Origin of the sequence: Mycobacterium decipiens, from assembly GCF_963853665.1 — a bacterium.
Taxonomy (GTDB): domain Bacteria; phylum Actinomycetota; class Actinomycetes; order Mycobacteriales; family Mycobacteriaceae; genus Mycobacterium; species Mycobacterium decipiens.
The window spans coordinates 2,548,407-2,572,998 of record NZ_OY970459.1 but is presented as its reverse complement, the minus strand read 5'-3'; the positions used below and the strand labels follow the sequence as shown (position 1 = coordinate 2,572,998).

Genomic DNA, 24,592 nt, shown 5'->3' with positions numbered 1-24,592 from the left:
ATTAGTTCGAGGCATTACTTGTCGACTCCCGTTCTTCATTTGAGCAGGGTGGCAAATCCTTGCAGATGAGGTGTGCAGGGCGGCGGCACCAAGGTTCGGGGGATGCTGCGCAACCCCGAGGTATCGAATCCGGCCGCGGCAATGGCGTCGATGGTTCGGCGGTTTGGATGACAGCCCGACGAAATCCACGACCACGGCTTTGCGATCATGTCCTGGAATCGCCCCATCGCGCCCTCTCCGCGGACGTGTTCGAGGACGACCAACCTGCCTCCGGGCACGAGCACCCGCCGGATCTCGTCGAGAGTTGCGGCCACATCATCGACTGAACACAGCACCAACCCAACGTGTACCGAGTCGAAACTGTTGTCCGGGAACGGAATCGACTCGCCCTGCCCATCGACGATGTCGACGGCAATGCCGCAATGGCGAGCAAGACGAGCCGCCATCCGGCGGAACGCCGCCACCGGCTCCACGGCGGCGACTGAGGTGACTGCCGGCGGAACATACTTCAAATCGGCCCCCGGGCCGAGCCCGATCATCAGCAGCCGGCCGGTCGCATGGGTGATCGCCGCTCGACGGTATCGGCAATAGAACAACCGGTCGAAGATCGGCATGCCGATTCGATACACGTACGGGAACAACGGATTACGGCGCGTTATCGGTCACCTAGATCGAGTTGGAACGGCGGATATTCGTCACGCATCAACGAAACGTACACCGCCACCCGGTAACGCCATCGAACGATGCCCATCAGTAGATCGAACATGCCCCGGTGAATCCTCCCGGCGCACAGCAACCACACCGCGTTGATAACGCAAAGCACCTGCAGCAGCGGCTCCATCGCCCAACACAGCAGTATCTGCGGGAGCCCGAGCAGCCACCACTTCACCAGAACCGCCCATCTCGTCAGCCGTTCCGGATAGTCGACCTCCAGATCGCCCGGGTAGTCCGGCCGAGACCGCAACGTAAAGGGTGGGTACTTGTCGGTGCAGTTCATCGGAAATCGGTAATTCATGACTCGCCACGACCAGCGCAGCACTCCCACGTTGAAGTCGAAGATTGGCCGGGGATACCGCCCGGTGAACAAGATCGCAACGCCGGCAACGACGGTCAGTAGTGGATAGACCAGGTATAGAAATACCAATATGGGGTAGTGCGGAACGGCCAGCACGCACCACTTGACGAGCCAGAGCCACCGGGATGGGGCGTCGAGACCACCTCGGACCCGGACGGGATTAGGCGGTTTGCTCATCGCGCCAACCCAGACGAAGAACGCGGTGTAGCAGGTGTGGCCGCGAGGCCACGGCTAATCTTTGCCGACATTCGACGGTGACTCGTCAGATCCAGAAACATGGTGAGTGCCCAGGTGTGCAGCCGGTCCGAGATCAACGCCGCCGGCCGCAGCACGGCCTCACCGTGGCACACCCGCAGCGACGCCACCCTGGACACTGCCCTGACCCTGCGTCGCCTGATCTTCTCGTACCAGCGCAGCGCGCGTGAGAGCTGATCGCTTTTGCTGCCGCTACTTCTGTTCCGGACACCTGATAGCGCCCTGCACAACACCATCGTGTCGAGCAGCGCCTGATTGGTCCCCTGCGCGAGGGTGGGCGGCATCGTATGTGCGGCGTCACCGAGCAAGGTCAGCGCTCCCTGGCCCTTCCCAGGAATCGGATGTCGAAAGTGTGGGAATGGCGAGGGGGCAAGATCATCGTCGGTCAAAGCGGCGAGCACTCGATCGACCGGGTCGGACCAACCGCCGAAATGCGACCGAATCACCTCGATCGGACGATGCGGTCGCACGAAGTCGTGGGACCAGGGCAGGTCGAACCACCACTGCACATCGCAGTCCCCGGCCGGCCACAGACCGGTATTTCCGCCCTCACCGATGATGACCTGCGCCACGCGCCTATCGTCAACGACGTCCGGGAGACGGACGAGTCCCTGCCAGCTGCACCAGCCGGTCGTCTGCGCAGCCGGCGCGCCAACGACATCTCGGACCATCGAGTGCAGGCCATCCGCACCGATTGCCAGATCTCCATCGGCCGAGCTGCCGTCATCGAACTCGACGCGCACCCCACCGGGCCTGCTGACTACCCCCACCGCACGGCAGCCGCATCGGATGCGATCCGTCGGGAAGCCTTCCAGCAGCCGTTCAAGCAGGACACGACGGGGGACCATCCGAACAGGGGCGCCTAGCCGGTTGACCATGGCGGCCACGTCCAGGATCGCAAGCACGTGCCCCTTGGAGGTCAACACCCGCACGCTGGATAGCTGCTGACCCGCCGCGTCCATGTCGACGCCCAGTTGGCCCAGAACCGTTGCCCCATTCGACCAGATGGTCACGGCGCCGCCGCCCGCCTGCAAATCCGAGCGCTGGTCGAACACGGTTACGTCATGTCCGTCGCGCAACAGCCCCCGCGCCGCGGAAATGCCGCTCACACCGGCTCCGATGACAAGAATCCGTAGCGGCGCCGCCTTCGGCGCCGCCGGCGGCTTCGCCAAAACCTGGTTACCAGGCATTTCTCGAAGTGGGCTCCCGACGGTTTAACCCGCGCATCGACGCAAGACGGATACTTCGCTTCGGCTCGTCATACTCCTGGATACGTAAGCGCGCGCGAATCGGTTCAAGGCAGAAGCCAGGCCGTACGCGCCGAAGGTGCCGCAGGCGGGTACCTGCGGTCCGCTTCGGAGCTGATCCTCGCGCACGGCGAACAACCGCCCACCCACACCGGTATCTTCCTGCATCGCGTGGTACCTGGCAAGGCAGGCGAATTCGTTGCGGCTCAAGGTGATCTGAAACTAGTCAGCTCCACATGCCCGGGAAACGAGGGCACCGCAGACCAACTCACCCGGTGGATCCGGTCACACGAACACCGAGAAGCGTTGCCGCGCCTGCGGGAAAAGGTGTCGCGGGGCAGCTCACTGGATAGCGACTGGCTCAGGCAGCTGCCCCGTGCTGACCGATTTACGCGGCCACCACAGCCAACGGCCCAGCACCACCATCAGGGCGGGCAGCACGAAACTACGCATCACGAGGGCGTCCAGCACTAGCCCGCTGCCAACGGCGACACCGATTTGCGCGACACTTAGCACGCTACTCGCGGCAAGCGCGAACATTGTTGTCCCAAGCACGATTCCAGCGGCGGTAACCACTGCCCCTGTCGTGGCGAACGCTCGGATGATACTGGTTCGTGGCCCGGCGGGAAGCTCTTCGCGGATGCGCAGCGCGAAGAGCAGGTTGCAGCCCGAGCCCACGGCTATCAGCAACACAAACGCAATCGGCAACACCGACCAGTGCAAGTCGTGGCCCAGTATGTGTTTCCAAATCAGTACGCTGGCGCCAAGCGCGCAGATGTACGACGCGGCGATGGTGGCGAGGACGACAAGCCCGGCGAGCGGACTTCGCAGAAGCAGTGCGGCGATCGCGAGAATTACGGCGAATGTGATGACCGCCAGCAAGGCAAGGTCTCTGCCCACCAGATCTTGAAGGTCACGGGTAGCCGGTCCAACGCCGGTGAGTTCAACGGCCGTGGGCTTGAGCGTGTCCTCCTTGGTTTCCTCCTGTACGACGGCCACGATGGCGCGTGCCTGTTGGGCGCCATCATTGCCCCATTCGCTCCGGTCGCCGTAGACGAGTAGACGCGTTGCATGGCCGTTTGGTGAGACAAAGTAGTCCAAGGCTGGCCGCATATTCGGGTCGGTCAGAATCTTCCGGGCGGCATGGAGGTCCACGCCGGGGGCATCCTGGGAGGCCGCGGCGAGTTCGTGCAAATACTCGGGAAGCTCTCCCAATGGGGCCACTCCGACATTGCTGAGTATCTCTTTCAAACCTGCCGCTGACGCTCTTACCTGCGCCAGTTCACCGCTGGCGCTGTTCAACGCATTCGCGAGGCCTGGTACGCCTGAGGTCGCCGAGGCGGCGTCCGCTATCCCCCTGGCGAGCTGTCCTGCCGCATCGACCAGCTTCGTGCAGCTTTCAACGACGGTATTTGCCCACTGCACCACCTCTTGGGCAGCAGAACACACGAGATTGTCCCCGCAGTCTGGTATCGCCGCGACAAAACCCCGCAGCGGGTCAAAAATGTCGTAGACGTCAGCGGCGTCGCCCTGCAGCTTGATCAGCGCGTCCTGCATTAATCGGACGGCCAAACTCACCTGACCAATTCCGTAGGCGTCCTGTCGGACGCCAGTCTGAAGCAGATCGAGGGCTGACACCACGTCGCGGAGCGCGGTTTCGAGATTGGCGAACGTCGCCTCACGGGATGTGAGCCGGTCAGAAAATGCGTCCAGCTGATCACCGAGATTCCCCGCCGTGGTGGTCAAGGCAGCTTGCTTGGACACCAATCCGTTGGGGTGGCTCGCTGACCGCACCATCCGCACACCGGGAATACCCATAATCGCAGCGGTGATTCGTTCGATGGCAGTGAGTCCGGTGGGATTGCGGATGTCGTGGTCGGTTTCGATGGTGACCACGGTGGGCAGCAGTTGGTTGGGAGCGAAGTGGCGCTCGGCCGCCCGGTAACCGCGATTGGATTCGGCCGCGGCCGGGGTTGCCGCGGCTTCGTCCCACCCAATCGGCACTCCCGGCAGGGCAAGCATCAGGATGAACACGAAAACGCCGCTGCCGATCAAAATCGGTGCCGGCCAGCGCGCCACATGGGTGCCGATGCGCCGAAATCGCCGCTGGATGCGTTCATCTCGTGGGGGTTCGAGCAGGTTGGCGCGGCTGGCGAGCGCAATGAGCGCCGGGGTCAACGTCAATGCGGCCAGGCCAACTGTGAGAACGCCGATGAAGCAAAGAACTCCGGTTGTCGCGAACATACCGATCCACGCGAGGCTCACCCAACCCATGGCGACCAGAGGCGTGACCACGATAAGCGTGGAGCCCACGATCGCCGGCGCCACACCGCGATACGCATCGGCCAATGCAGCCGCTGGGGCGACGCTTTGCCTTCGCCGCTCGTGGTAGCGCCCGATCAGAAAGATCGCGAAGCCGGTACCCGTTCCGACAACGACCGCAATACCCAGTCCGACGGAAAACAGGGAAACCTCGATGACTTCGCGTTGGACAAGCACGGAAACGATCGGCTTGTCCACAGCTAGGGCAACGACGACCGATAGCAACGGCACCATCGCCGTGATCAGGGACCGGTAGACGATCAACAACAGGAATAGCAACGCCGCGATCGTCATCGTCGTGATGAACGGCATCTGCCTGTCGATCGCCGCGAACTCGTCCACGATGGTGGCGCCGGCACCGGTGACGAATACGTGCAAGCCGTCGGGAGGGTGCAGTTGTGCCACGATGTTGCGCACGACGGCTATCGACTCCCTGGCTTGCGACGTGCCAACCATGCCGCCAAAGCGCAAGGCCGCAGTCACTGCGCGATGATCCTCGCTTCGGACCGCATCTTTCATGGCCGGGACGCCCCACCAGTCCACTACCTCGATGACATGGCGGGAATCGGCGCGAAGCGCCGCGACCAACTGATCGTAGAACGCCCGGTCTTGGTCATTGAGGGACTCGTTCCGCTCAAGCACCAGGTACCCGGTGTTGTCGCCGGGCATTTCGCCGAACGCCGCGGCCGACCGTTGCACGGCAAGCGAAGTGGCGGTGCCAGACGGCGAGAAAGGCTGATCCTCGGCGGTGATGACCTGCTCGAGTGGCACGGCAAAGCCATTGGCGATGATTGCCGCCAGAGTCCAGACGACCACGATCCATAGCGCGTAGCGATGGATGAATCGTCCTATGGCGGTCACCGCATCAGCCTAAGCAACGCCACCGGGTCGGATATCACGCCGCCGGCTAGTACCGTCAACTGGTATCACCTTCGCCTCATGTGCCTCGCGGCGTAGCCGCAGAGCGAGTCGGCTAATTCAACCACCCTACCCAGCGGATCGGTAGCGCTTTCGGCGTTAGCCGGCGCGTCGGGTACCTTCCCAACTCGCGCTTCCCCCAACTCATCCAAGTTTGCGGCTATGACCGAGTTACCGCCTGACCCACGCGCAACGCGACGCGGGCCCAAGCGTTGTTGCCGTATCCGCGCGGATTCCACAGGGACGCCGCTGATTCGGGCTGCAGCGTCCCGGTGTCGTCCCAGGCGCGCGCGATGATGCCCAAAGGTCCCGGCTCGACGTCGACGGTCAGCGACCACGGGCGCCAGGACCACTGACTGGGCGCGGCGTGCAAGTCGGCCTGCTGCCAGGTCAGCCCGTCGTCGAGGGATATGTCGACACGCTCAACGCTGCGGCCATCACCGGCGATCCCGTAGCCACGAATCGTCAGCGCTCCAGACGGCACGTCATCGCCATCGGTGGGGTCGAGGATGTCGCAGTTGAGCGCCAGCGACGATAGCGAAATTCCTTCGCCCGGCGCGACGAGGTCGGCATCGGCGTCCGGCGGAAGGATGCGGTAGTCCAGAGCCTGAAAGTAGTTCTGCGAAGGGCCAGGTTGCACGGTGATGGCCGTGACCCATTTGACGCTGCGAGCCCCAACGTATCCGGGAACCACTACGCGAACCGGACCTCCGTGGGCAGGCGGCAACGGTTCGGAGTTCATCTGCCATGCCAGCAGAACCTCCGACGACAGCGCCTTGCGCAACGGGATAGAGCTGCCGTAGGGCTGTACGGGGCGAGCCTCCTCGGCGACGTCCGGAGCTTCGAACGCGACATGCAACCCCTCGCCGAGGTGCACCTCGGCGGCCTTGAGGACGTCTGCAAGACGGACACCGCGCCACTGAGCGGTCGAGATTGCCCCGTGCTCCCAAGGATCTTTACCCGGGATCGGTCGCACCCGCAGCAGCTCGGCACGTCGATTGCCGGCGCACGCCAGCGTCGCCACCACGGTGTGTTGGTCGAACTCACTGGTCAGCCGTTCGTAGGTCACGGTAAGCGGGCTATCCACCAGCCCGTCGACCGTCAACCGCCAGTGCTCCGGCGCGATGTCCGGGACTGGGCCGTGATTGCGGGCATAGAACGCATTGATCGGGGTGATGTCGCTGGCAGCCAACACGGCCGGTGGTGGTTCGGCGTTGTACGGCAAGCCGCCACGCACGATCATGTCGTCACGCTTGCCCCATAACCCGGCGGTCTCCAGCATGACTCCGATTGTTCGCCGTTGGCGGAACTATCGGTAGAGGGTTTGACCTTGTGCGCTCACAAGTTTTTCTTGTGCCGGATGGCCTTCACACAAGGCGCACTTGTGTATTCTTGCCGGTGCACAGGATAGCGATCCATGACTGGAGGGCCCAATGCGAGCAACCCGACGGGCAGCGTCTGGCTAGGCCATGCCGCCCCTCAGCGCTCGCATGCCCGAACTGTCCGCGCTCGGAATATTTTTGGCGATCGCGCGGACCGGTAGTCTCGGTGCAGCGGGCCGCGAGTTCGGCCTGACGCAGCAGGCGGTGTCGGCGCGGCTGGCGTCAATTGAGACTCAGACCGGAGTGGCCCTAGTCGTCAGGACCCCGCGCGGCTCACACTTGACACCCGCCGGAGTGGTCGTCGCCGAGTGGGCAGATCGCTTGCTCGACGTCGCACAACATATGGACGCCGGGTTGGCCTCGTTGCGATCGGAAAGGCGCAAACGCATCAAAGTGGCAGCGAGCCTGACGATCGCCGAACAACTCATGCCACGCTGGCTGGTGTCCTTGCAAGTTACGAACGCCCGGACCGGCGCAGCCGCTCCCGAGATCATCATGACGGCCACCAATAGCGACCAGGCGATTGCCGGCGTGCACGCTGGGACCGCCGATCTTGGCTTCATCGAAACCCCATACATACCAACAGGGTTACGCAGCCGGGTGGTTGGCAGCGATGAGCTTGTGGTGGTCGTTCCGGCCGATCACCGGTGGGCTCGTCGCCAGCGATCACTGAGTGCACGGGAACTGAGCCAAACCCCGCTTGTCACCCGCGAGCCAGGGTCGGGGACGCGCGATTCGTTGACCGCAGCCCTGAGCCGAACGCTGGGTGACTCCCCACAGCAAGCACATCCGGTCCTCGAATTGTCCTCTGCCGCTGCGGTGCGCGCCGCCGTCGTCGCCGGCGCGGGACCCGCGGTGATGAGCCGACTCGCGGTTGCCGACGACCTCGCAATCGGTCGCCTGTGCCCCGTGGCGGTACCCGAGCTGGATCTCAGACGGAAGCTCCGCGCCATTTGGGCGGGCGGGCGCACTCCACCTGCCGGAGCGGCCCGAGACCTACTTACTCACATCGCCGGCCGCGCTGCTACCTAACATGACGAGTGTCCGATCCGCAGGAGTTCACACTATGTTCAGGGCACCGTCGATACCACGTCGTTGACCGCACACGACGGCCGGTTCTTCTCACGGTATGCGTGTTGTTCAGGTCGCCAACTTTTACGGACCTCGCTCGGGCGGCCTCCGCACCGCGGTGGACCGGCTCGGCGCGGAGTACTGCGCCAGTGGTCACGACGTGTTCTTGATCGTTCCGGGTGCGCGCACCGAACGGCACCACCTACGCACAGGTGTCGTGCGAATTACCCTGCCTGCCAGGTTCATTCCATTCACAGGTGGTTACCGTGCGGCAATGCCGGGACCGGTGCGGACTCTTCTGGAAGCACTGCAACCCGACGCCTTGGAGGTCTCGGACCGGCTCACCCTGAGGTCACTGGGCCGGTGGGGCCGCGAACACGGCGTTACGACGGTGATGATTTCCCATGAACGCCTTGATCGCTTTGCAGGCCAATTGCTTCCACGTCGAGCAGCGCAGAAGTTCGCAGACTTCGCCAACGCACGAACTGCCGCCGACTACGACACCGTGGTGTGCACTACCGGGTTCGCGCGCGAAGAATTCGACCGAATCGGGGCGACAAATACGGTCACCGTCCCACTGGGCGTAGATCTGCAGACCTTCCACCCGAGACGGCGTTCGGCCCGGGTTCGACGCCGCTGGGCCACACCAACGCAGATGCTGCTGGTCCACTGCGGCCGGCTGTCGTTGGAGAAGCACGCCGACCGCAGCATCGACGCGCTCGCCGCATTGTGCGACGCCGGCGTCGACGCCCGACTCGTCATCGCTGGCGAGGGCCCGCTCCGGGCCAGGCTGGAACGCAAGGCAACCGGGTTGCCAATCGACTTCACCGGCTTCATCTCCGATCGGCGCGCCGTCGCCAGCCTGCTGGCGGCGGCCGACGTCGCATTGGCGCCCGGGCCGCACGAGACATTCGGGCTGGCCGCACTCGAATCGCTGGCGTGCGGCACACCAGCCGTGGTTTCCCGCACGTCGGCGCTGACCGAGATCATCACCGCGGACAGCGGTGCCTGCGCCGACAACCACCCAGAGGCGATCGCACACGCGGCCCGCGCAATCGTCAGCCGGCCCGAGCAGCACCGCCGCCATTGCGCGCGGCGTCGCGCCGAGATATTCACCTGGCAACGGGCGGCAGCCAGCATGTTGACGACGTTGGGTGCCACGGCCTTGAGTAGCCGGTGCGGCGGTGACCCGGACGACCAGATTTACCCTGGGCTGCACGCACTATCGAAGGTGCCGCAATGCCTGCCCAACGCGGCGCTGGCAACTGTGCAACGCGGAATCCCCACCCAGGAAACCATGCCTAGCCGCAGCATTCCGAGCGGTCCTTGCTAAGGACGGCCGTCCGGCAACGGGCGTAGTGGCTTGTTATGCCCGAATCCGATCAGGTGCAGGGTATTCCGTGCGGTCCCCCGATCCAGTGACCGGGTGGCGATTGCCAAGGGCACACCTTTTTGATCTGTCCGGGCGACAGCGGGCGCAAATTGATCGGATTGTCGATATTCGGCACCGGTGGTCGTGGTATCCGTGGCCCCGGATCGGCCAGCGCCTGGCCGGCGCCGAGTCCGAGCGCGGCAGCGCCCAGCCCACCGGCAAGCGCCGCCGTGCCCGCAAGCTTCCTTATGTTCATTCTCAGCCTCCCTGTCCGGCCGATTCTCCGTTGCGTCCCCCCCGGGCGGCCCGACGGCAATTACCTTCGAACATACCCGCGGTAGGCGATGTCAAACCTTTCGACGGTCTGGCGTGGATCGGGTCGGAGGTGAACGGATGGGTTGCGACACGGTCACGGACGCATACCTATCAATGGATCACTGATCACAAGAGTCCCAGAGATCACTATCGTCACATCAGCTAACTGCGGACGTCAATCGCGACGTCCAGCCCGGGAAGGTGTGACATGTCGGCGATTCCTCGAATCGTGTCGTTATCGCTGGCGTCGGCGGCCGCCATCGGACTCATCGTTCCGATCGGCCTCGCGCCACCGGCGATGGCGGCGCCTTGCAGCGGAGACGCCGCCAACGCTCCGCCGCCACCGAACGCTGTCGTGACCGACCCCGGGGGCACGGCGCTCGGCCCGGTACACCCTGGGCGCGCTCCGCTACCGACCGGGCGCAGGCCTCGCGGCGCCAACGAACGCGCACCGTTGCCCAAGCTGGGCCCACTGATATCCGCCCTGCTCAACCCGGGTGCTCGCCCCTCCGCGCCGCTACAACAGCAGGCGCTGGTACCCAGGGCCAACCCCGGTCCCAATCCCGCGCCCCATCCTCCCGCCGCGGGCCAACAGCCCCCGACTGCTCCTCAGCTAGCTCCAAACCCAGCACCAGCACCAGCACCAGCACCAGACCCTGCCCCACCGGAGGCGGCAGGAGATCCTGGTGCCGCGATCGCCGGGGCTAGCACGTCACTTGCCGAGTGGGTGACCGGACCGGACAGCCCCAACAAAACCCTGGAGCGCTTCGGCATTTCCGGGACCGACCTCGGAATCCCCTGGGATAACGGCGATCCCGCTAGCCATCAGGTGCTGATGATCTTCGGCGACACGTTCGGCTATTGCGCCGTCGATGGCCATCAATGGCGATACAACACCCTGTTCCGGAGCCAAGACCGTGACCTGGCCAACGGCGTCCATGTGACGTCCGGCGAGGCCGCCAACAGATTTTCCGGTTCGCCGGTACACCGACCGGGCTTTTCCAAACAGCTCATCAACAGCATCAAATGGGCGCCAGACGAGACGGGCATCATTCCGACCGCGGGTATCTCCGTCGGCAAAACCCAGTACGTCAACTTCATGTCCATCAGGAATTGGGGCCGTGATGGAGAATGGACGACGAACTACTCGGGCATCGCGGTGTCCAAGGACAACGGCCAGACCTGGGGGGTCTACCCGGGCACCATCCGCGCGTCGGGGCCGGGCAGCGGCGGGAGAGCCAAGTTCGTTCCGGGAAATGAGAATTTCCAGATGGGCGCGTTCGTCAAGTCCAACGACGGTTACCTCTACTCGTTCGGAACCCCGCCCGGGCGCGGCGGTTCGGCGCATCTGGCGCGAGTTTCGCAGCGCTTTGTGCCCGACCTAGCCAAGTACGAATACTTCAACGGCGACTCGAACTCCTGGGTCCCAGGCAAGCCGGACGCGGCCACACCCGTGATCCCGGGCCCGGTAGGCGAAATGTCGGTCCAATACAACACCTATCTCAAGCAATACCTGGCGCTGTACACCAACGGGATGAACGACGTGGTGGCAAGGACCGCGCCGGCTCCGCAAGGACCGTGGAGTCCAGAGCAAATGCTCGTGTCGTCCTTCCAAATGCCTGGCGGCATCTACGCGCCGATGATGCATCCCTGGTCGACGGGCAAAGACGTATATTTCAATCTTTCGCTGTGGTCGGCATATAACGTGATGTTGATGCACACCGTACTGCCATAGCACGGCGCCGCCGCCGATGTCCTTGATCGGTGATGTTCAGCTCGGGATGCGGAGCGGAAGGCCGGCGGCGCAATAGATGGCGTCGATGACGGTCATGTTCTCGACCGCGTCCTCCGGTGTCGTCTTGATCGCTTCCCCGCGTAGCACTGCCGCGGCGAAAGCGTCGAGTTGATACGCATAGGACGCGCGGCGGGCAAACCGCTCCACCCGTTTTCCGCGCGTTGAACGAACGGTCAGCCGGTGGAAAAGCTGGGGCACAATCGGATTGAGCGCACGCAGCTCGCCCTGATCGCCAACAACCCTGGCAGTCATGTTCAGCAGATCCGACGACCACATCGAACACCGGATCCGGCCCGTGTGCCCGGCCGCAAATCGCAACTCGGCCGTCATGGCCCGATCGACCTCCGGATCGCGCAATTTGGCTTGCGCCGAAACGACTTCCGGCGTTGCACCGCCGAACGTGCGGGCCATGTGGACGGCATAGCAGCCCGCGTCCATGGTCGCGCCCCCGGCGAGCGAGTAGTCGTAGCGGATGTCGGAGAACTTCGCCAGGGGGAAGCACATGGACGTCTCTACCCGCTCGAGCTTGCCCAGTTCACCCGACGCGATGATCTGTTCGATTCGCAAAGCCAGCGGATGGTAGCGGTAGTGGAACGCCTCCATCACCACGCGATCCCCCTGCGCCGCCAGTTCGGCGATCTCCCGCGCCTCGGCGGCGTTGGCCGTGAACGGCTTTTCACACAGCACGTGCTTACCCGCGGCCAGTGCGGCTCGGGTCCACCGGCCGTGCAAGCCGTTGGGCAGCGGGTTGTAGACCGCATCGAGGGCCGGGTCGGCGATCAGCGCCTCGTAGCTGTGGTGCACCCGGGGGATGCCGAATTTGGCGGCAAAGGCCTGCGCACGCGACACATCGCGTGCTGCCACCGCGGCCACCACGACCTCGATGCTGCCGCTGGCCGGCTTGACAAGCGCCAGCGGCGTTATCCGGGCCGCGCCCAGGACGCCAATTCGAAGCGGGGTCCCGTGTTCGATCACGGACCCGACGCTACCCGCCGGGTCCCGGGTCCGCGACGCGCGAAAGCCGGGGCGCGCTCGGGCCGGACTCCAACGCCCACAAGGTAAGCGGGCACAACGGAGAGCCACGGCAGGCGCTCGACCAGACCGAGCAGGGCCGCCGGCGGCGTGGGGTCCTCACCGCGGAGGAGCGGGCCCAGTAGCCTGTTGTGCAACATTCGTTGTATGGCTTGGGTCACCGCGGTGGGAAAGACGCGGCGGCGCCGGATGGCCGCCAGGTCGCGACCGGTGACCCGGTGCTGCCGCAGCGGTTCGGCCAGTATGGTCGCGGCCGCTACGGCGTCCTGGACCGCAAGGTTGATGCCGACACCACCCATCGGCGACATCGCGTGCGCGGCGTCGCCGATGCACAGTAGCCCCTCAATGTGCCAGCGACGCAGCCGATTCACCTTGACATTGAGGTGCTTGACGTCGTCCATGGACGCCAGCGCAGCCACCGACTCGGTCGCTTCGGGCAGCAATGCGCTGATGTCCCGGCGGAACTCCTCGATACCTCGCTCGCGCAATTGGGCGTCAGTCCCCTTGGGGCCGAGGTAGGCGATCTGGAAGTAACCGTCGCGCGGGATCACACCGAGACCCTTGCCGGGGGCGAACCGCGGCAGGAACGAGAACTCCGCGTTGCCCTCGTGCGGCAGTTTGAACCACCACACGTCGAAGTTCACCGGGTAGTCGTGCGCTCTCAATCCGGCTTCCTGACGGGCGATCGACCACCGGCCGTCGCACGCCACGGTCAGCTCGGCCCGCAATTCACCCGGGCCCTCTGTGCCGCGATAGCGCACTCCGGTAACTCGGCCACCCTCATGCAACAGCCCGGTCACCTCGGTCTTCATCCGCAGGGTAAAGGTCGGCTCGGCTTTGGCTGCCTCGGCGAGCAAGTTCAGCAGATCCCACTGCGGCACCATTGCGATATACGGATGGGGTTGGCGTCGCAGTCGCCCGAAGTCGATGTAGGTCACCGAACGCCCATTCGCATCTAACTTCGCCTGGCGTACCTCGCTAAAGGGCAACGCCGCAAAGCGTTCCCACAGGCCCAGCTCGTCGAGTAGCCGCATCGTCGTCGGATGCACCGTGTCCCCACGAAAGTCGCGCAGGAAATCGCCGTGCTTTTCCAGCAGGGTGACCTGCACACCCGCCCGCGCCAATAACAGCCCGAGCACCATCCCAGCGGGGCCGCCGCCGATAATCACGCACGTGGTTGTCTCGCCCATTAGCGCTCAAGCATAGGGGCGACCGGTGCGCCGCCGGTACAACGCATCCGTACCCCGGCTATCGACGTCACCCGACAGATGGTGCTAAATGAATGCGTCGCGGCCACATAACGCGGCCCGACAGCCGGATGGGATCGGATTCATGACTGACACGATTCAAGCGCTCTTGCGCCAGCGCATATCCGACCCCACGGTTGCCGTAAAATACCGTGACCTGCAATGGACTTGGAGCCAGTACCTGGCGCAGTCGGCGGCCAGGTCGGCTGCCCTGATCGCACTTGCCGATCCGCGACGGCCGATGCATATCGGCGCTCTGCTGGGAAACACGCCCGAGATGCTGACTCAGCTGGCGGCGGCCGGGCTGGGCGGCTATGTGCTGTGCGGCCTGAACACCACGCGACGAGGCGATGCACTGGCCGCCGACGTCAGGCGGGCCGACTGTCAGATCGTCGTGACCGATGCCGACAATCGGGCGCTGTTGGACGGTTTGGACCTCGCGGGCGTGCAGATCCTTGATACGTCGACACCTCGGTGGGCTGAACTGGTGGGTGCTGGAAAGGCGTTGGTCCCCCTTCGAGAAGTCGACATGATGGATCCGTTCATGATGATCTTCACGTCCGGAACCAGCGGAGATCCCAAGGCGGTGCCGGTGTCACACCTGATGGCGGCGTTCGCCGGGCGTAGTCTGACCGAGCGCTTCACCCTTACCGAACAGGACACCTGCTATGTGTCCATGCCGCTGTTCCACTCCAACGCGGTGGTCGCGGGATGGGCGCCCGCGGTGGTCTCCGGTGCCGCGATCGTGCCGGCGAGGTTTTCGGCGACCGGCTTCCTCGATGACATCCGCCGATACAACGCCACATACATGAACTACGTCGGCAAACCTCTCGCCTACATCCTTGGCACCGCCGAACGCGACGACGACGCCGACAATCCACTGCGGGTCGCCTTCGGCAACGAGGCCAACGACAAAGACATCGAGGAGTTCTCCCGCCGTTTCGGGGTCCAGGTCGAGGATGGCTTCGGCTCGACCGAGAACGCTGTCATCGTGATACGCGAACCCGGCACACCGCCGGGCTCGATCGGCCGAGGAATCGACGGGGTCGCGGTGTACAACAACGAGACCAACACCGAGTGCGCCGTCGCACAGTTCGACGATCACGGAGCGATCACCAACGCCGACCAAGCCGTGGGTGAGTTGGTCAACACGATGGGGTCGGGCTTCTTCACCGGCTACTACAACGACCCCGAAGCCAACGCCGACCGCATGCGCCACGGCATGTACTGGTCCGGCGATCTCGCCTACCGCGACTCCGAAGGCTGGATCTACCTCGCGGGGCGCACCGCCGACTGGATGCGGGTCGACGGCGAGAACCTAACTGCCGCACCGATCGAGCGAATTCTGTTGCGCTACAAGGCTATCAATCGGGTCGCGGTGTATGCCGTCGGGGACGAACGCGTCGGCGACCAGGTGATGGCCGCGGTCGTCCTACAAGCTGGTGACGCCTTCAACCCCGACTCGTTCGAGGCATTTCTCGACGCTCAGCCCGACCTATCCGCTAAGGCCCGGCCACGATACATCCGCATCACCGCCGACCTTCCCAGCACGGCCACGCATAAGGTGCTCAAGCGCCAGTTGATCGCCGAAGGAATGACCCTTGGCGAGGGTGACACCCTGTGGGTGCGCGAACCGCGCGGCAACGCCTACCGCAGCGCGGCAAAGGTCAACCTGGCACCGCCGGTGTCGGGTGGCGCACGATGACGACCATGACCGAATCCAGTACGACCCGGGTGGCCGTCTACTTCGACTTCGACAACATCGTGATTTCGCGTTACGACCAGGTACACGGCCGCAACACTTTCCAGCGGGAAAAAGCCAAGGGCCTGGACAAGGAACGGCTTCGGCTGGCGACCGTCGACCTCGGCGCAATCATGGACTTCGCCTCCTCGTTCGGCACCCTGGTACTCACCCGCGCCTATGCCGATTGGTCCGCCGACGTCAACGCCGGCTACCACGACCAGCTCGTCGGCCGCGCCGTCGATCTCGTGCAATTGTTTCCCGCGGCCGCCTACGGCAAGAACGGGGCCGACATTCGGCTGGCCGTCGACGCGGTCGAGGATATGTTCCGGTTGCCCGACCTGACCCATGTGGTGATCGTCGGGGGCGATTCCGACTACATCGCGCTGGCGCAGCGCTGCAAGCGGTTGGGCCGCTATGTCGTCGGGATCGGCGTGGCCGGCGCCAGCAGCAAGTCGCTGGCCGCAGCCTGCGACGAGTTCGTCACGTATGACGCGCTGCCCGGGATATCCGCCACCCCCACCGCGCCACAGCCCAAGAAGCGTGGCCGCCGCGGGAGCGCCGCGCAGCCCGACGACGAACCGGCGCCGCCCGACCCGCAGGCCGCCGCCACCGGACTGCTTGAACGCGCGCTGCGGATCGGCCAGGAGAAGGATGACGTCGAGTGGCTGCACAACTCCGTGGTCAAGGCCCAGATGAAGCGGATGGACCCGTCGTTCAGCGAGAAGTCGCTGGGTTTCAAGTCGTTCAGCGACTTCCTGCGCTCACGCAGCGACCTCGTCGATCTTGATGAGAGCAGCACAACGCGCCTGGTGCGCCTGAAAGTCGAGCAAACTTCGTAGCCCGCTAGTCAGCTCGACCGCTGAATCTGGTTCAGCACCTTTTCGGTGTTGGACAGGTCTCGATCCAAACCTTCCGCGACCGTGGGATAGGTCCCGTTGAGGGCGTAGACGGCTACCACCGCCTCCTTGCCACTGGCGGTCATCAGGTAGCCGGCCTGTCCGGCGGCGACGAACATAGCCGGCATCGGACCCATTTCGGGTCGCGCCGATAGACCACTTTTCACCATGATCTTGCCGTCGTGGTCAATGTCGGGCAGCCCGGCCTCGAATAGTGCTGCGAAGGATTGGCTGTGGATGTACGTCAGCCAGCGCGTCATCGCCGCTGGTGTCGCCGAGGCCGGATCGGACCCTTCGCCGTCGTAGATGTTCACCGTTGCCGGTTCGATCTTCGCCTTGGCGAATTTCGCGATCACCACGGGCATGCCACCCGACTCGCAATCCCGCGACCCCGCCTTCTTAGCCAGCAGACACAGCAGTGTCTCCGCGCCTCGGTTATCGCTGATCTTGGTGACCAGTTTGGTCAGGATGCTGGTCGGCGGCGAGGTCAGCGACGCGACCTTGTCGGCTGAGGTGTAGGCGCTCTGCGGTGGAAGTGTTCCCGTGGCCGTCTGCAGGGGCGCGTCGACCGTGACGCCGGCACGGCGCAGCGCCTCGATGAACAAGGCGCGCGCGTAGGCGGCCGGGCTGGGCGCGAACTGCGCGAGGTCCTCCTGTTGCGCGCCCAGCGGAAGCTGGCCGGTGACGACGACGCGGTTGTCCGGCTCGAGGGTGGCGACCAACGTCGCCTGGCCGCCGGCGGCACCGGTGGTGGCCTGGTTGTCGACGGTGAAGAATTGCGTCTTTGGCACCGTGTCCAGCTCCACCGGATCGCCCACCTTCGCCCCGGGGCTGATGAGAATATCGAACAGGTTGTCATTGACCATGATCGAGGTGACGACGCCCTCTTTGGTCATGAACGGGTTCCACAGACTGTCGTCTACCAGCACATCGCCGCCGATCGAGGCAATGCCAGCCGCCTTGACCTGTCCCGCGAGCTTATCGAGCCCGGCCAACGGGTTGGCGGCGACCGGCTTCACCGTCGGCACTGCATAGGCATAGACGTGATCGGGTTCGGTGTATTGCAGCTGCCCGTCTAGGACGCCCCGACCGCCGAGGATGAAGTCACCCGAACCGACCAGCACGAGGTCACCTCGTAGTGCGTCACCGGAACGGTTCCCGATCGCATACACGGGGGTTGTCAGCGTCGATTCAGCCCCGAACTCCTCGTAGTAGGTGCCGACGGTAAACAACTTCGTGGTAGAGCCCAGGAAGTTGAGTTTGTTCTCGTTGCGGGCATACAACGTCTTGCCGCCGCCGAGCTCGACGACGTCCCAGTTCCACGAGCCATGCGCATACTCCGGCAAGTCGAGGATCGCTTGCGCCTCGCTCGGCATCGCGGGCGTCGTCGGGTTGGCTGCGCACGCTCCGATCAACAGGGACCCGAGGGCGAGCAGAGATCCCACCAACCGAGACCTAGCGCGCGCTGCGGACGAAGCTGGACGACGGCTCACGGTGGCCTTTCGTTGGAACGTCGGTTGCCGCCAGCAGTGTATGCCGCGGATGACCTGACCTACCCGTCGATCTCGCCCGCGATGCCGCGTTCGATGCTGGCTCGCGTACTGTCCGGCAACACGATGAGGCCGTCGAGTTCGGCGCGAGCCAAACCATACGCGCGTTCACGTTCCTGGGGTGTAGCGCCGGCGTCCGACGCCACCCGCAGCAGGCTTTGCGCTCTTGCGAGCCGCTGCCGGTCCTGTCGCGAGAAGTCGCTTCTGCGTCTGCGCATCGCCTCGGCTTCCGCGGCGTTGAACGTGGTCACATAGTCGCCAACCGCATCGAGGTAGTGGCGCGCTGCGTCCGGGTCGTCGAGAAGATCCTCTGCCCGCAGCGGCTTGTGCAGGTCGGCCCGCAGTTTGGCCTTGTGAAATCCGGTCGTCAGCGGGTCCCGCATATCGGTCATGACCGGGAAGTCGAGCAGCTTGGCGGCGTCGAGCTCGTACTCCAACCAACGTGCGTCCGTTCGCTCATGCGCCTCGACCGCACGAGTGATCGCCCGCCACCGCGTTGGGCCGTTTCCTAGAGTGGTTGCCTGCGCAGGCACCGAGCCATCCGGCGCGGGATCGCCCGCCTGCTCCCCCGGCCGCCGACTGAACGTCGAGAACGCCTTGATGCCGGCGTACAGCACGCCGATGAGCGGCAGGATCACCAGCAGCAGCTCGACCAGTCGAATCAGTAGCCCCACCAGGCCAGGATGCCACCACTACACCCCATCTCAACCGGCATTCCCTCAGCGCTTGTCGGTCTGGCCGGCCGCGACCCCGTCAGCAACTTTGGCGGTGAGGCGTCCAAAGAGGCGCGAGGAAATCTCGGGCGCGTTCGCCGCGAACCGCGCCGTCACCCGCTGGCGAAGCGGTGCCACCGTGACCTCGCTTCGGTTGCGCTCGATCGCGCTGACCACCCCGGCTCCTACCTGCTCGGGGGTGCCCATGCCAATCAGCGGCGGCGGCGGGGCTCCCGAGTCGGCGTACATCCCGGCGCCGCTGATCGCGCCCGGGCTGACCACCGAGACACCCACACCCACGGACCGCAGGTCATCGCGCAGGCAGAGCGCGAATCCGCGAATACCGAACTTCGTCGCGGCGTAAAGCGAGGCACAGGCCGTCGCCGTCTGACCGGAGATCGACGAGATGTAGACGAAGTGCCCGGAGCCGCGGGCAGTGAACGCCGGGATCAGCGCTCGGGTCATCTGAATCGGCACCTCGAGGTTGACCCGCACCGCCCGGTCAACCTGCTCGGCGGTGAAGCTGTCAAGCTTGCCGGAGGCGGGCAGCGCGGCGTTGGCGACCATTACATCGATCTCACCCGCTTTTGCGAGCAGAGCCAGGGCTGCGCCTGACTCGGCGAGGTCGCTGACTATCGTCGTGTGCCCACTCCCAGACAGGGAGTCCGCGAGCTCGTCGAGTGCTTGTTGTTTGCGCGAGCTGAGAATCAGACGCGCGCCACGGCCGGCAAGCGCCGTGGCGATCGCGCGACCAAGGCCACCGCTTGCGCCGGTGAGTAGGACGGTTTTTCCGGTCAGCTCCACCTGCACGAGGCTAATCGAGTATCGGACCCGGGCATAGCGGGCATATGCCACACCGCAACTCGCTCTGTTCGCTGACACATGTCGCTGACACCTGTCATTGAATTACGCCAGCGAGACACGCTACATTGCCAACATGACCTCGCCAGCGTCCGCGGCGGAACCCGTGCCGCCGGTTGCGCGAACTAGGGAGGCCCAGCGGATTCAGACCCGGGCGCGGGTGTTCAATGCCGCGGTCGCCGAGATCAACCGGTCCGGATTGGCGAACGCCGACGTCGCTGCGATCGCCACGGCAGCGGGCGTGGCGCGAGGAACGTTCTACTTCCACTTCCCGACCAGAGAGCACGTCCTAGTCGAATTGGAGCGCGCCGAAGAGGTCCGGATCGCGGCCAAACTCAAGCCGCGGGCGACCGAGTCCGACGACCTGATGACGGTGCTAACTCTGCTGGTGCGTCAGGTGCTAGCCGCGGAGCGGCGGTTGGGTCGGGTGGTTTTCCGAGAAATGCTGGGCTTGCACTTTTCGCCGACGCGCCCCGTCGCCGACGAGCTGGGCAAGCATCCGCTCGCTGAGTTCGTAATCGCCGCGATTGGCCGGGCGCAGGCAGCCCGACGGGTATCGCCGGACGCAGACCCGGGTGAACTCGGCATGATCTTCCTTACCGGGCTGTTCGCAATCCTGGCCACCGGCGCGGCCGCACCCCGGGAACGGGCGGCGCTGTTGGACCGGTATGTCATCACGATCGTTGCGGGGATGGAGGCGCGATGAGCAGTTCGGGCATCGAGGGCTACCGTGCCTTCCTGACGCGACGCGACGGCGACGCCGATCTATCCCGTCGTCGCCTGTCGTGCCGGGAGGAATTCTTCGCGACGCTACAGTCGGACCCCGTCCGGTCGATCCATCCCATCAACCGGCAGGTGTTCCTGCGAAATCTGCGTCGCCGCCGACCGGAGCGCGGTGTTGACCGCAAGACGCTGTTCTTGTTGGCCACCGCCAAGCTGAACCAGGCCGAGCGATTCGGCGTGGGCTTGGGTGAGACTTACGGGCGCAACAGCGGGCAGGGCGTCCCTCCCGAGCGGATCTATGTGGAGCTTGAGGAGCACTATCACACCCGCCTGCTGGCCTACGTGCTGGACATCTTCGATCTGCCGTTCCACGTCGTTCCGCCGCCGCTGGTAATGCGTCAGTTCGTCAAGATCGGCGTGTTTCTCCCCGAACGATTCGGCTTCCCGTTCGTGGGCGCGGCGGAAATGGCGGGCTGCATCATGTTCGACGAGCTGCGCCGCATCGGCGTCGAGGTGTTCGCCGACGAACCAAGCGTGGCCGAGCGGATCGAGTGCCTCTACAACGAGATCCTCACCGATGAGGTGGGCCACGTCGGCTACTGTGCGGCGCGGTGTACCACCGTGCAGCGGGCGATGATGCGTCGGCTCTACCCGCTCTTCGGGCGGCTCTTTGCTCACCAAACTGCCGAGATCGGCCTGCTCACGAATCGCAGCAGACTTCACGCTCGTCTCGACCAAGCCTTCGATGTCGAGGTGCTTACCGCCGGCCTTCCGAACGAGACGTTCGTCGCCGCCCACCCCTGACCGCATCGCGACGCCGTCTCCAGCCGAGTCGAATACGGTTGACAGAGATGCTGGTTCCTGTCATCACGGAATCGCACCCCAGTGGTCGGGCAGCGCAGGAGGCAGTGCGATGAGAACCGGACAGATTACCCAGGTTTGGCCGGGACTGCTGATCGGCGCTGCCGCGGGCGCCGCGGGCAGCACTGCGCTCAACGTTATCGGCTATCTGGACATCGTGGTACGGGGACGGCCGGCGAGCACAACGCCCGAACGGACCGTTGAAGCTCTGGCCAGGCTGTTCGGTCTCACGGTTCCGGGCACCGGTGACATCCTGGCGAACCGAGTCGCAGGCCTCGGCGCGCTTACCGGGTATGCCGCCGGCATCGGGATCGGACTGGCTCTGGGGCTGGTCTATGCGCTGGGCTGGCGGCCGGGGCTACCGCTCGCCACGCTGGTCGCGACGGCCCTCGCCCTGGTCGGCACCAATGGACCGATGACCGTGCTCGGCGTGACCGACCCACGGACCTGGGGTTTAGTTGGATGGATCAGCGATCTGATCCCGCACTTCGGATATGGGATAGTTACCGCCCTTGTGCTGCACTACCTTTGCCCGCACACCGATCAGCCACCCTTGAGACGAATCTTCCAACGCACGAAGCCGAGGTAGAAAACGCTGATCGCCACCAACATGGCCATGTCGAACCACCACGCGCCGGCCGTGTGACGCCAGTGCGAATCCTTCGGGGTCAGCGGGCCGGGCACCAGTTTGATCAGATCGACGGTGGACGCTGAGGCCGCGAAACCCCATCTCGCCGGTGTGCCCCAGGACATCTGGTCCAGCGGGATGCGCGCGGTAACCGGAATCATGCCCCCGGAGAACACCAACTGCGACATGACCGCCACGACCAGCAGGGGCATGATCTGTTCGTTGGACTTGGCGATGGCCGAGAGCGCCAAGCCGAGCATCGCCGAGGCGACGCAAGTCGCCGCGACGTCGACAAACAGCTCCAGACCCGGCTTGCCCAACGCCACCGCGCCATGGGTCGGGCCACCCTTGCCGATCAGGACGATCACAGTCACGATTGCCGATTGAACGACCGCGAACACGGTGTAGACGCAGACCTTCGCGATCAGGTATGCGGAGGTGGACAGGCCGACCGCCTGTTCGCGGCGGAATATGGCCCGTTCACCGATCAGGTCGCGAATGGTCAGCGCTGTCCCCATGAAAACCGCGCCGACGTTGAGCAGCACCAGGATCTGCCCGGGCTCGTTGGGTGCGTCACCCATCGGGTTCGGCGTACCGAAGCCGACGTCGCCGGGTACCGACATCGACAGCGCGCCCATGATGAACGGCAACAGCGCCAGAAAGACGAAATAGCCTCGATCCGAGATGATCAACCGCAGCTGTCGCCTGGCGATCGTGGAGAACTGCCGAAACAGGCTGGTGTGGGACGGATCGCCCAGCTCGGCGGGTTGCTCCACCGGTGGCGCCGGCGGGGGCGGACCGGTTTGCGCCAGGTACCGGGCCTTGGCGCCGTCCGGGTCGTCGGCGACCGCGCTGAAGATGTCCGCCCAGTTGGTGGTCCCCATGGCCGGGCCGATCTGGCTGGGCGGCCCACAGAACGCGGTCTTGCCGCCGGGGGCCAGCAGCAAAACCTGGTCGCAGACATCCAGATAGGTCAGCGAGTGGGTAACCACGAGCACCACCCGACCGGCGTCGGCCAACTGCCGCAGCATGGTCATGACCTGGCGGTCCAGCGCAGGGTCCAGCCCGGATGTCGGCTCGTCGAGGATCAGCAGCGACGGCCCGGTTAGCAACTCGAGTGCCACCGATGCGCGCTTGCGCTGACCACCCGACAGCTTGTCAACCCGGGTGTGGATGTGCTTGGACATCTCGAGTTCCTCGAGCACTCGGGCAACCACCTGGGCCCGGTCGTCCTTGGTGGTGTCCGGCGGCAGCCGCAGCTCGGCGGCATACATCAGCGCCTGGTGCACGGTCAGCTGACCGTGCACCACGTCGTCCTGCGGGACCATGCCGATCCTGCTGCGCAGCGAGGCGTATTCGGCGTGGACGTTGTGACCCTCGAACGTCACCAGGCCATCCGTGGGGTGGGTGTACCCGGCCACCAGCCGGGCGAACGTCGACTTGCCCGCGCCCGACGGACCGATGACGGCGGTCAGCATGCCGGGGCGCGCTGCCAACGAGATGCTGTCCAGCAGTGTCTTGTCGTTGTCGATGGTCCATGTCACGCCATGCACGTCCAGGCCACCGACCCGCGTCTCCAACAGATTCTCTTCGCGGCGCGCCAGCGTGCCGTCGGCAAAGACGAGGTCGATGTTGCCGATGGTGACGACGTCGCCGTCGTGCAGCACCGCCGCATCAACCCGGGCGCCGTTGACGAAGGTGCCGTTGATGCTGCGGTTGTCCCGGATCTCGGTGCCGTCGGGAGTGGGGACCAGGGTCGCGTGGTGGCGGGACGCCAACACTTCAGGAATGACGATGTCGTTGTCGTTGGCCCTGCCGATCCTCACCGCGCCCGGCGGCAACTCCCCCGTCAACCTGCCGGGCCGCAGGATCTTCATCATCGAGGTCGCGAGGTTCCCCGCCTCGGTGCCACCGCGGGCACTGACCGGAGGCGGCGGCGCGGCCGTAGGTGGCCGGTAAATCTGCGGCACCTGATGCACTCCGCTGTGTGGCCGCAACGGTTGCCCGCTGGTCGGGTATCGCGGCTGCGGCCCCGTTGGGGAGCCCGGTTGCGGGGCGCCGGGCGGCGCTGCCGGCATCCGTGTCGTGGCCGGCGGAGGCTGTTGCACCTGGCCGGAGTGGTACATCCCGGCCGGCGGCGGTCCGTCGGCCGGCGCGGCTCCGCCCGGCAGGAGGGGCAGGCGTATCGCCGTTGTCTGGGGTGGGCGCCCAGCCGAACCCTGGTGGCGGCCAACGTCGAAGAGCAGCGCCGGACCATCCGGGTTGCCTATATTGACTCGGAGGCCGTCGTGGATGTCGGCGACGGGCACGCGACGGTTGTTGAGGTAGAGCCCATTTAGGCTGCCGTTGTCAATGGCGACCCACCGGCCCTGGTCGAAACGCAACAGTAGGTGCACCCGGGAGATCAAGGGATGCGCGACGCGGACATCCGCGCGCAGGTCACGCCCGATGACAACGTCGTGTCCCGCTGCGAAGGTGCGCTCCGATCCCTCGTACCGCACGGTCAGCACTGGCGGGGCGGCTGGTTGGCTCATCGGCACCAACTGTATCGGCACTGCACCCGACTGCGGCACATACCGGTGAGA

General features: G+C 65.0%; 19 protein-coding genes and 1 pseudogene. 8 read left to right on the top strand and 12 right to left on the bottom strand.

Annotated features, from left to right (window positions below; translation table 11 throughout):
- Positions 1 to 35: 35 nt before the first annotated feature.
- The 5 genes from AADZ55_RS11425 to AADZ55_RS11405 form a co-directional block, all read right to left on the bottom strand.
- Positions 36 to 659 (bottom strand): class I SAM-dependent methyltransferase, encoded by a 624-nt coding sequence (locus AADZ55_RS11425; protein ID WP_085325925.1) that lies wholly within the window; start codon positions 657 to 659, stop codon positions 36 to 38.
- Positions 656 to 1,252, bottom strand: a complete 597-nt coding sequence (locus AADZ55_RS11420) for a DUF4389 domain-containing protein (protein WP_085325923.1) — start codon at positions 1,250 to 1,252, stop codon at positions 656 to 658. Before AADZ55_RS11420 ends, AADZ55_RS11425 begins: the two co-directional genes overlap by 4 nt.
- Complete coding sequence (locus tag AADZ55_RS11415; protein ID WP_085325921.1) at positions 1,249 to 2,520, bottom strand: FAD-dependent oxidoreductase; 1,272 nt, start codon at positions 2,518 to 2,520, stop codon at positions 1,249 to 1,251. The genes AADZ55_RS11420 and AADZ55_RS11415 overlap by 4 nt, the downstream gene beginning before the upstream one ends.
- A gap of 399 nt (positions 2,521 to 2,919) precedes the next feature.
- The gene (locus tag AADZ55_RS11410; RefSeq protein ID WP_085325919.1) at positions 2,920 to 5,760 is read right to left on the bottom strand and encodes an RND family transporter; all 2,841 of its coding nucleotides are present in this window, start codon (positions 5,758 to 5,760) and stop codon (positions 2,920 to 2,922) included.
- A 217-nt stretch (positions 5,761 to 5,977) separates the two neighbouring features.
- Positions 5,978 to 7,099: a sulfite oxidase gene (locus AADZ55_RS11405; RefSeq protein WP_085325917.1), complete on the bottom strand. Its 1,122-nt coding sequence runs from the start codon at positions 7,097 to 7,099 to the stop codon at positions 5,978 to 5,980.
- A gap of 187 nt (positions 7,100 to 7,286) precedes the next feature.
- Here AADZ55_RS11405 and AADZ55_RS11400 point away from each other — a divergent pair, with 187 nt between their 5' ends.
- Together AADZ55_RS11400 and AADZ55_RS11395 are read left to right on the top strand one after the other, a co-directional pair.
- Positions 7,287 to 8,231 (top strand): LysR family transcriptional regulator, encoded by a 945-nt coding sequence (locus AADZ55_RS11400; protein ID WP_207569114.1) that lies wholly within the window; start codon positions 7,287 to 7,289, stop codon positions 8,229 to 8,231.
- 97 nt (positions 8,232 to 8,328) lie between these two features.
- Positions 8,329 to 9,438, top strand: a pseudogene (locus tag AADZ55_RS11395) (glycosyltransferase); the annotation flags it as partial.
- Positions 9,439 to 9,652: 214 nt separating this feature from the next.
- On the opposite strand, the gene AADZ55_RS11390 reads toward AADZ55_RS11395, so the two are convergent.
- Positions 9,653 to 9,898 carry a hypothetical protein gene (locus AADZ55_RS11390; protein WP_085325914.1) on the bottom strand — a complete coding sequence of 82 codons (246 nt, stop codon included), beginning with the start codon at positions 9,896 to 9,898 and terminating at the stop codon, positions 9,653 to 9,655.
- A 267-nt stretch (positions 9,899 to 10,165) separates the two neighbouring features.
- On the opposite strand from AADZ55_RS11390, the gene AADZ55_RS11385 reads away from it, so the two are divergent.
- A complete protein-coding gene (locus AADZ55_RS11385; RefSeq protein ID WP_085325912.1) occupies positions 10,166 to 11,692 on the top strand; it encodes a DUF4185 domain-containing protein in 1,527 nt (508 codons plus the stop codon).
- Between the two features lie 36 nt (positions 11,693 to 11,728).
- Here the strand turns inward: AADZ55_RS11385 and AADZ55_RS11380 are convergent, their stop codons facing one another.
- Both AADZ55_RS11380 and AADZ55_RS11375 read right to left on the bottom strand, forming a co-directional pair.
- Complete coding sequence (locus tag AADZ55_RS11380; protein WP_085325910.1) at positions 11,729 to 12,727, bottom strand: Gfo/Idh/MocA family protein; 999 nt, start codon at positions 12,725 to 12,727, stop codon at positions 11,729 to 11,731.
- On the bottom strand, positions 12,724 to 13,974 hold the full coding sequence (locus AADZ55_RS11375; RefSeq protein ID WP_085325908.1) for an FAD-dependent oxidoreductase: 1,251 nt from the start codon (positions 13,972 to 13,974) through the stop codon (positions 12,724 to 12,726). The genes AADZ55_RS11380 and AADZ55_RS11375 overlap by 4 nt, the downstream gene beginning before the upstream one ends.
- A 142-nt stretch (positions 13,975 to 14,116) precedes the next feature.
- Here AADZ55_RS11375 and fadD1 point away from each other — a divergent pair, with 142 nt between their 5' ends.
- On the top strand, positions 14,117 to 15,736 hold the full coding sequence (gene fadD1, locus AADZ55_RS11370; protein ID WP_085325964.1) for a fatty-acid--CoA ligase FadD1: 1,620 nt from the start codon (positions 14,117 to 14,119) through the stop codon (positions 15,734 to 15,736).
- A gap of 5 nt (positions 15,737 to 15,741) precedes the next feature.
- Positions 15,742 to 16,614 carry an NYN domain-containing protein gene (locus tag AADZ55_RS11365; protein WP_085325966.1) on the top strand — a complete coding sequence of 291 codons (873 nt, stop codon included), beginning with the start codon at positions 15,742 to 15,744 and terminating at the stop codon, positions 16,612 to 16,614.
- 8 nt (positions 16,615 to 16,622) lie between these two features.
- Here AADZ55_RS11365 and AADZ55_RS11360 read toward each other — a convergent pair whose 3' ends face one another.
- From AADZ55_RS11360 to AADZ55_RS11350, 3 genes are all read right to left on the bottom strand, one after another.
- On the bottom strand, positions 16,623 to 18,116 hold the full coding sequence (locus tag AADZ55_RS11360; protein ID WP_133056436.1) for a D-alanyl-D-alanine carboxypeptidase/D-alanyl-D-alanine-endopeptidase: 1,494 nt from the start codon (positions 18,114 to 18,116) through the stop codon (positions 16,623 to 16,625).
- A 107-nt stretch (positions 18,117 to 18,223) separates the two neighbouring features.
- The gene (locus AADZ55_RS11355; RefSeq protein ID WP_085325904.1) at positions 18,224 to 18,895 is read right to left on the bottom strand and encodes a hypothetical protein; all 672 of its coding nucleotides are present in this window, start codon (positions 18,893 to 18,895) and stop codon (positions 18,224 to 18,226) included.
- Positions 18,896 to 18,940: 45 nt separating this feature from the next.
- A complete protein-coding gene (locus AADZ55_RS11350; RefSeq protein ID WP_085325962.1) occupies positions 18,941 to 19,738 on the bottom strand; it encodes an SDR family NAD(P)-dependent oxidoreductase in 798 nt (265 codons plus the stop codon).
- Between the two features lie 133 nt (positions 19,739 to 19,871).
- On the opposite strand from AADZ55_RS11350, the gene AADZ55_RS11345 reads away from it, so the two are divergent.
- The 3 genes from AADZ55_RS11345 (at position 19,872) to AADZ55_RS11335 (ending at position 21,968) form a co-directional block, all read left to right on the top strand.
- The gene (locus AADZ55_RS11345) at positions 19,872 to 20,501 is read left to right on the top strand and encodes a TetR family transcriptional regulator (protein WP_085325960.1); all 630 of its coding nucleotides are present in this window, start codon (positions 19,872 to 19,874) and stop codon (positions 20,499 to 20,501) included.
- Positions 20,498 to 21,322, top strand: coding sequence for a hypothetical protein (locus tag AADZ55_RS11340; protein ID WP_085325903.1), 825 nt, complete (start codon positions 20,498 to 20,500; stop codon positions 21,320 to 21,322). Before AADZ55_RS11345 ends, AADZ55_RS11340 begins: the two co-directional genes overlap by 4 nt.
- A gap of 109 nt (positions 21,323 to 21,431) precedes the next feature.
- The gene (locus AADZ55_RS11335) at positions 21,432 to 21,968 is read left to right on the top strand and encodes a hypothetical protein (protein ID WP_085325901.1); all 537 of its coding nucleotides are present in this window, start codon (positions 21,432 to 21,434) and stop codon (positions 21,966 to 21,968) included.
- Here AADZ55_RS11335 and AADZ55_RS11330 read toward each other — a convergent pair.
- The gene (locus AADZ55_RS11330; RefSeq protein WP_085325958.1) at positions 21,923 to 24,547 is read right to left on the bottom strand and encodes an FHA domain-containing protein; all 2,625 of its coding nucleotides are present in this window, start codon (positions 24,545 to 24,547) and stop codon (positions 21,923 to 21,925) included. The genes AADZ55_RS11335 and AADZ55_RS11330 overlap by 46 nt on opposite strands.
- Positions 24,548 to 24,592: the final 45 nt, after the last annotated feature.

Bases quoted from the DNA above. Each gene is read 5' to 3' on its own strand.
- AADZ55_RS11420 (WP_085325923.1), bottom strand. From the start codon at position 1,252: ATGAGCAAACCGCCTAATCCCGTCCGGGTCCGAGGTGGTCTCGACGCC.
- AADZ55_RS11415 (WP_085325921.1), bottom strand. From the start codon at position 2,520: ATGCCTGGTAACCAGGTTTTGGCGAAGCCGCCGGCGGCGCCGAAGGCG.
- AADZ55_RS11405 (WP_085325917.1), bottom strand. From the start codon at position 7,099: ATGCTGGAGACCGCCGGGTTATGGGGCAAGCGTGACGACATGATCGTG.
- AADZ55_RS11400 (WP_207569114.1), top strand. From the start codon at position 7,287: ATGCCGCCCCTCAGCGCTCGCATGCCCGAACTGTCCGCGCTCGGAATA.
- AADZ55_RS11390 (WP_085325914.1), bottom strand. From the start codon at position 9,898: ATGAACATAAGGAAGCTTGCGGGCACGGCGGCGCTTGCCGGTGGGCTG.
- AADZ55_RS11385 (WP_085325912.1), top strand. From the start codon at position 10,166: ATGTCGGCGATTCCTCGAATCGTGTCGTTATCGCTGGCGTCGGCGGCC.
- AADZ55_RS11375 (WP_085325908.1), bottom strand. From the start codon at position 13,974: ATGGGCGAGACAACCACGTGCGTGATTATCGGCGGCGGCCCCGCTGGG.
- fadD1 (WP_085325964.1), top strand. From the start codon at position 14,117: ATGACTGACACGATTCAAGCGCTCTTGCGCCAGCGCATATCCGACCCC.
- AADZ55_RS11365 (WP_085325966.1), top strand. From the start codon at position 15,742: ATGACCGAATCCAGTACGACCCGGGTGGCCGTCTACTTCGACTTCGAC.
- AADZ55_RS11345 (WP_085325960.1), top strand. From the start codon at position 19,872: ATGACCTCGCCAGCGTCCGCGGCGGAACCCGTGCCGCCGGTTGCGCGA.
- AADZ55_RS11340 (WP_085325903.1), top strand. From the start codon at position 20,498: ATGAGCAGTTCGGGCATCGAGGGCTACCGTGCCTTCCTGACGCGACGC.
- AADZ55_RS11335 (WP_085325901.1), top strand. From the start codon at position 21,432: ATGAGAACCGGACAGATTACCCAGGTTTGGCCGGGACTGCTGATCGGC.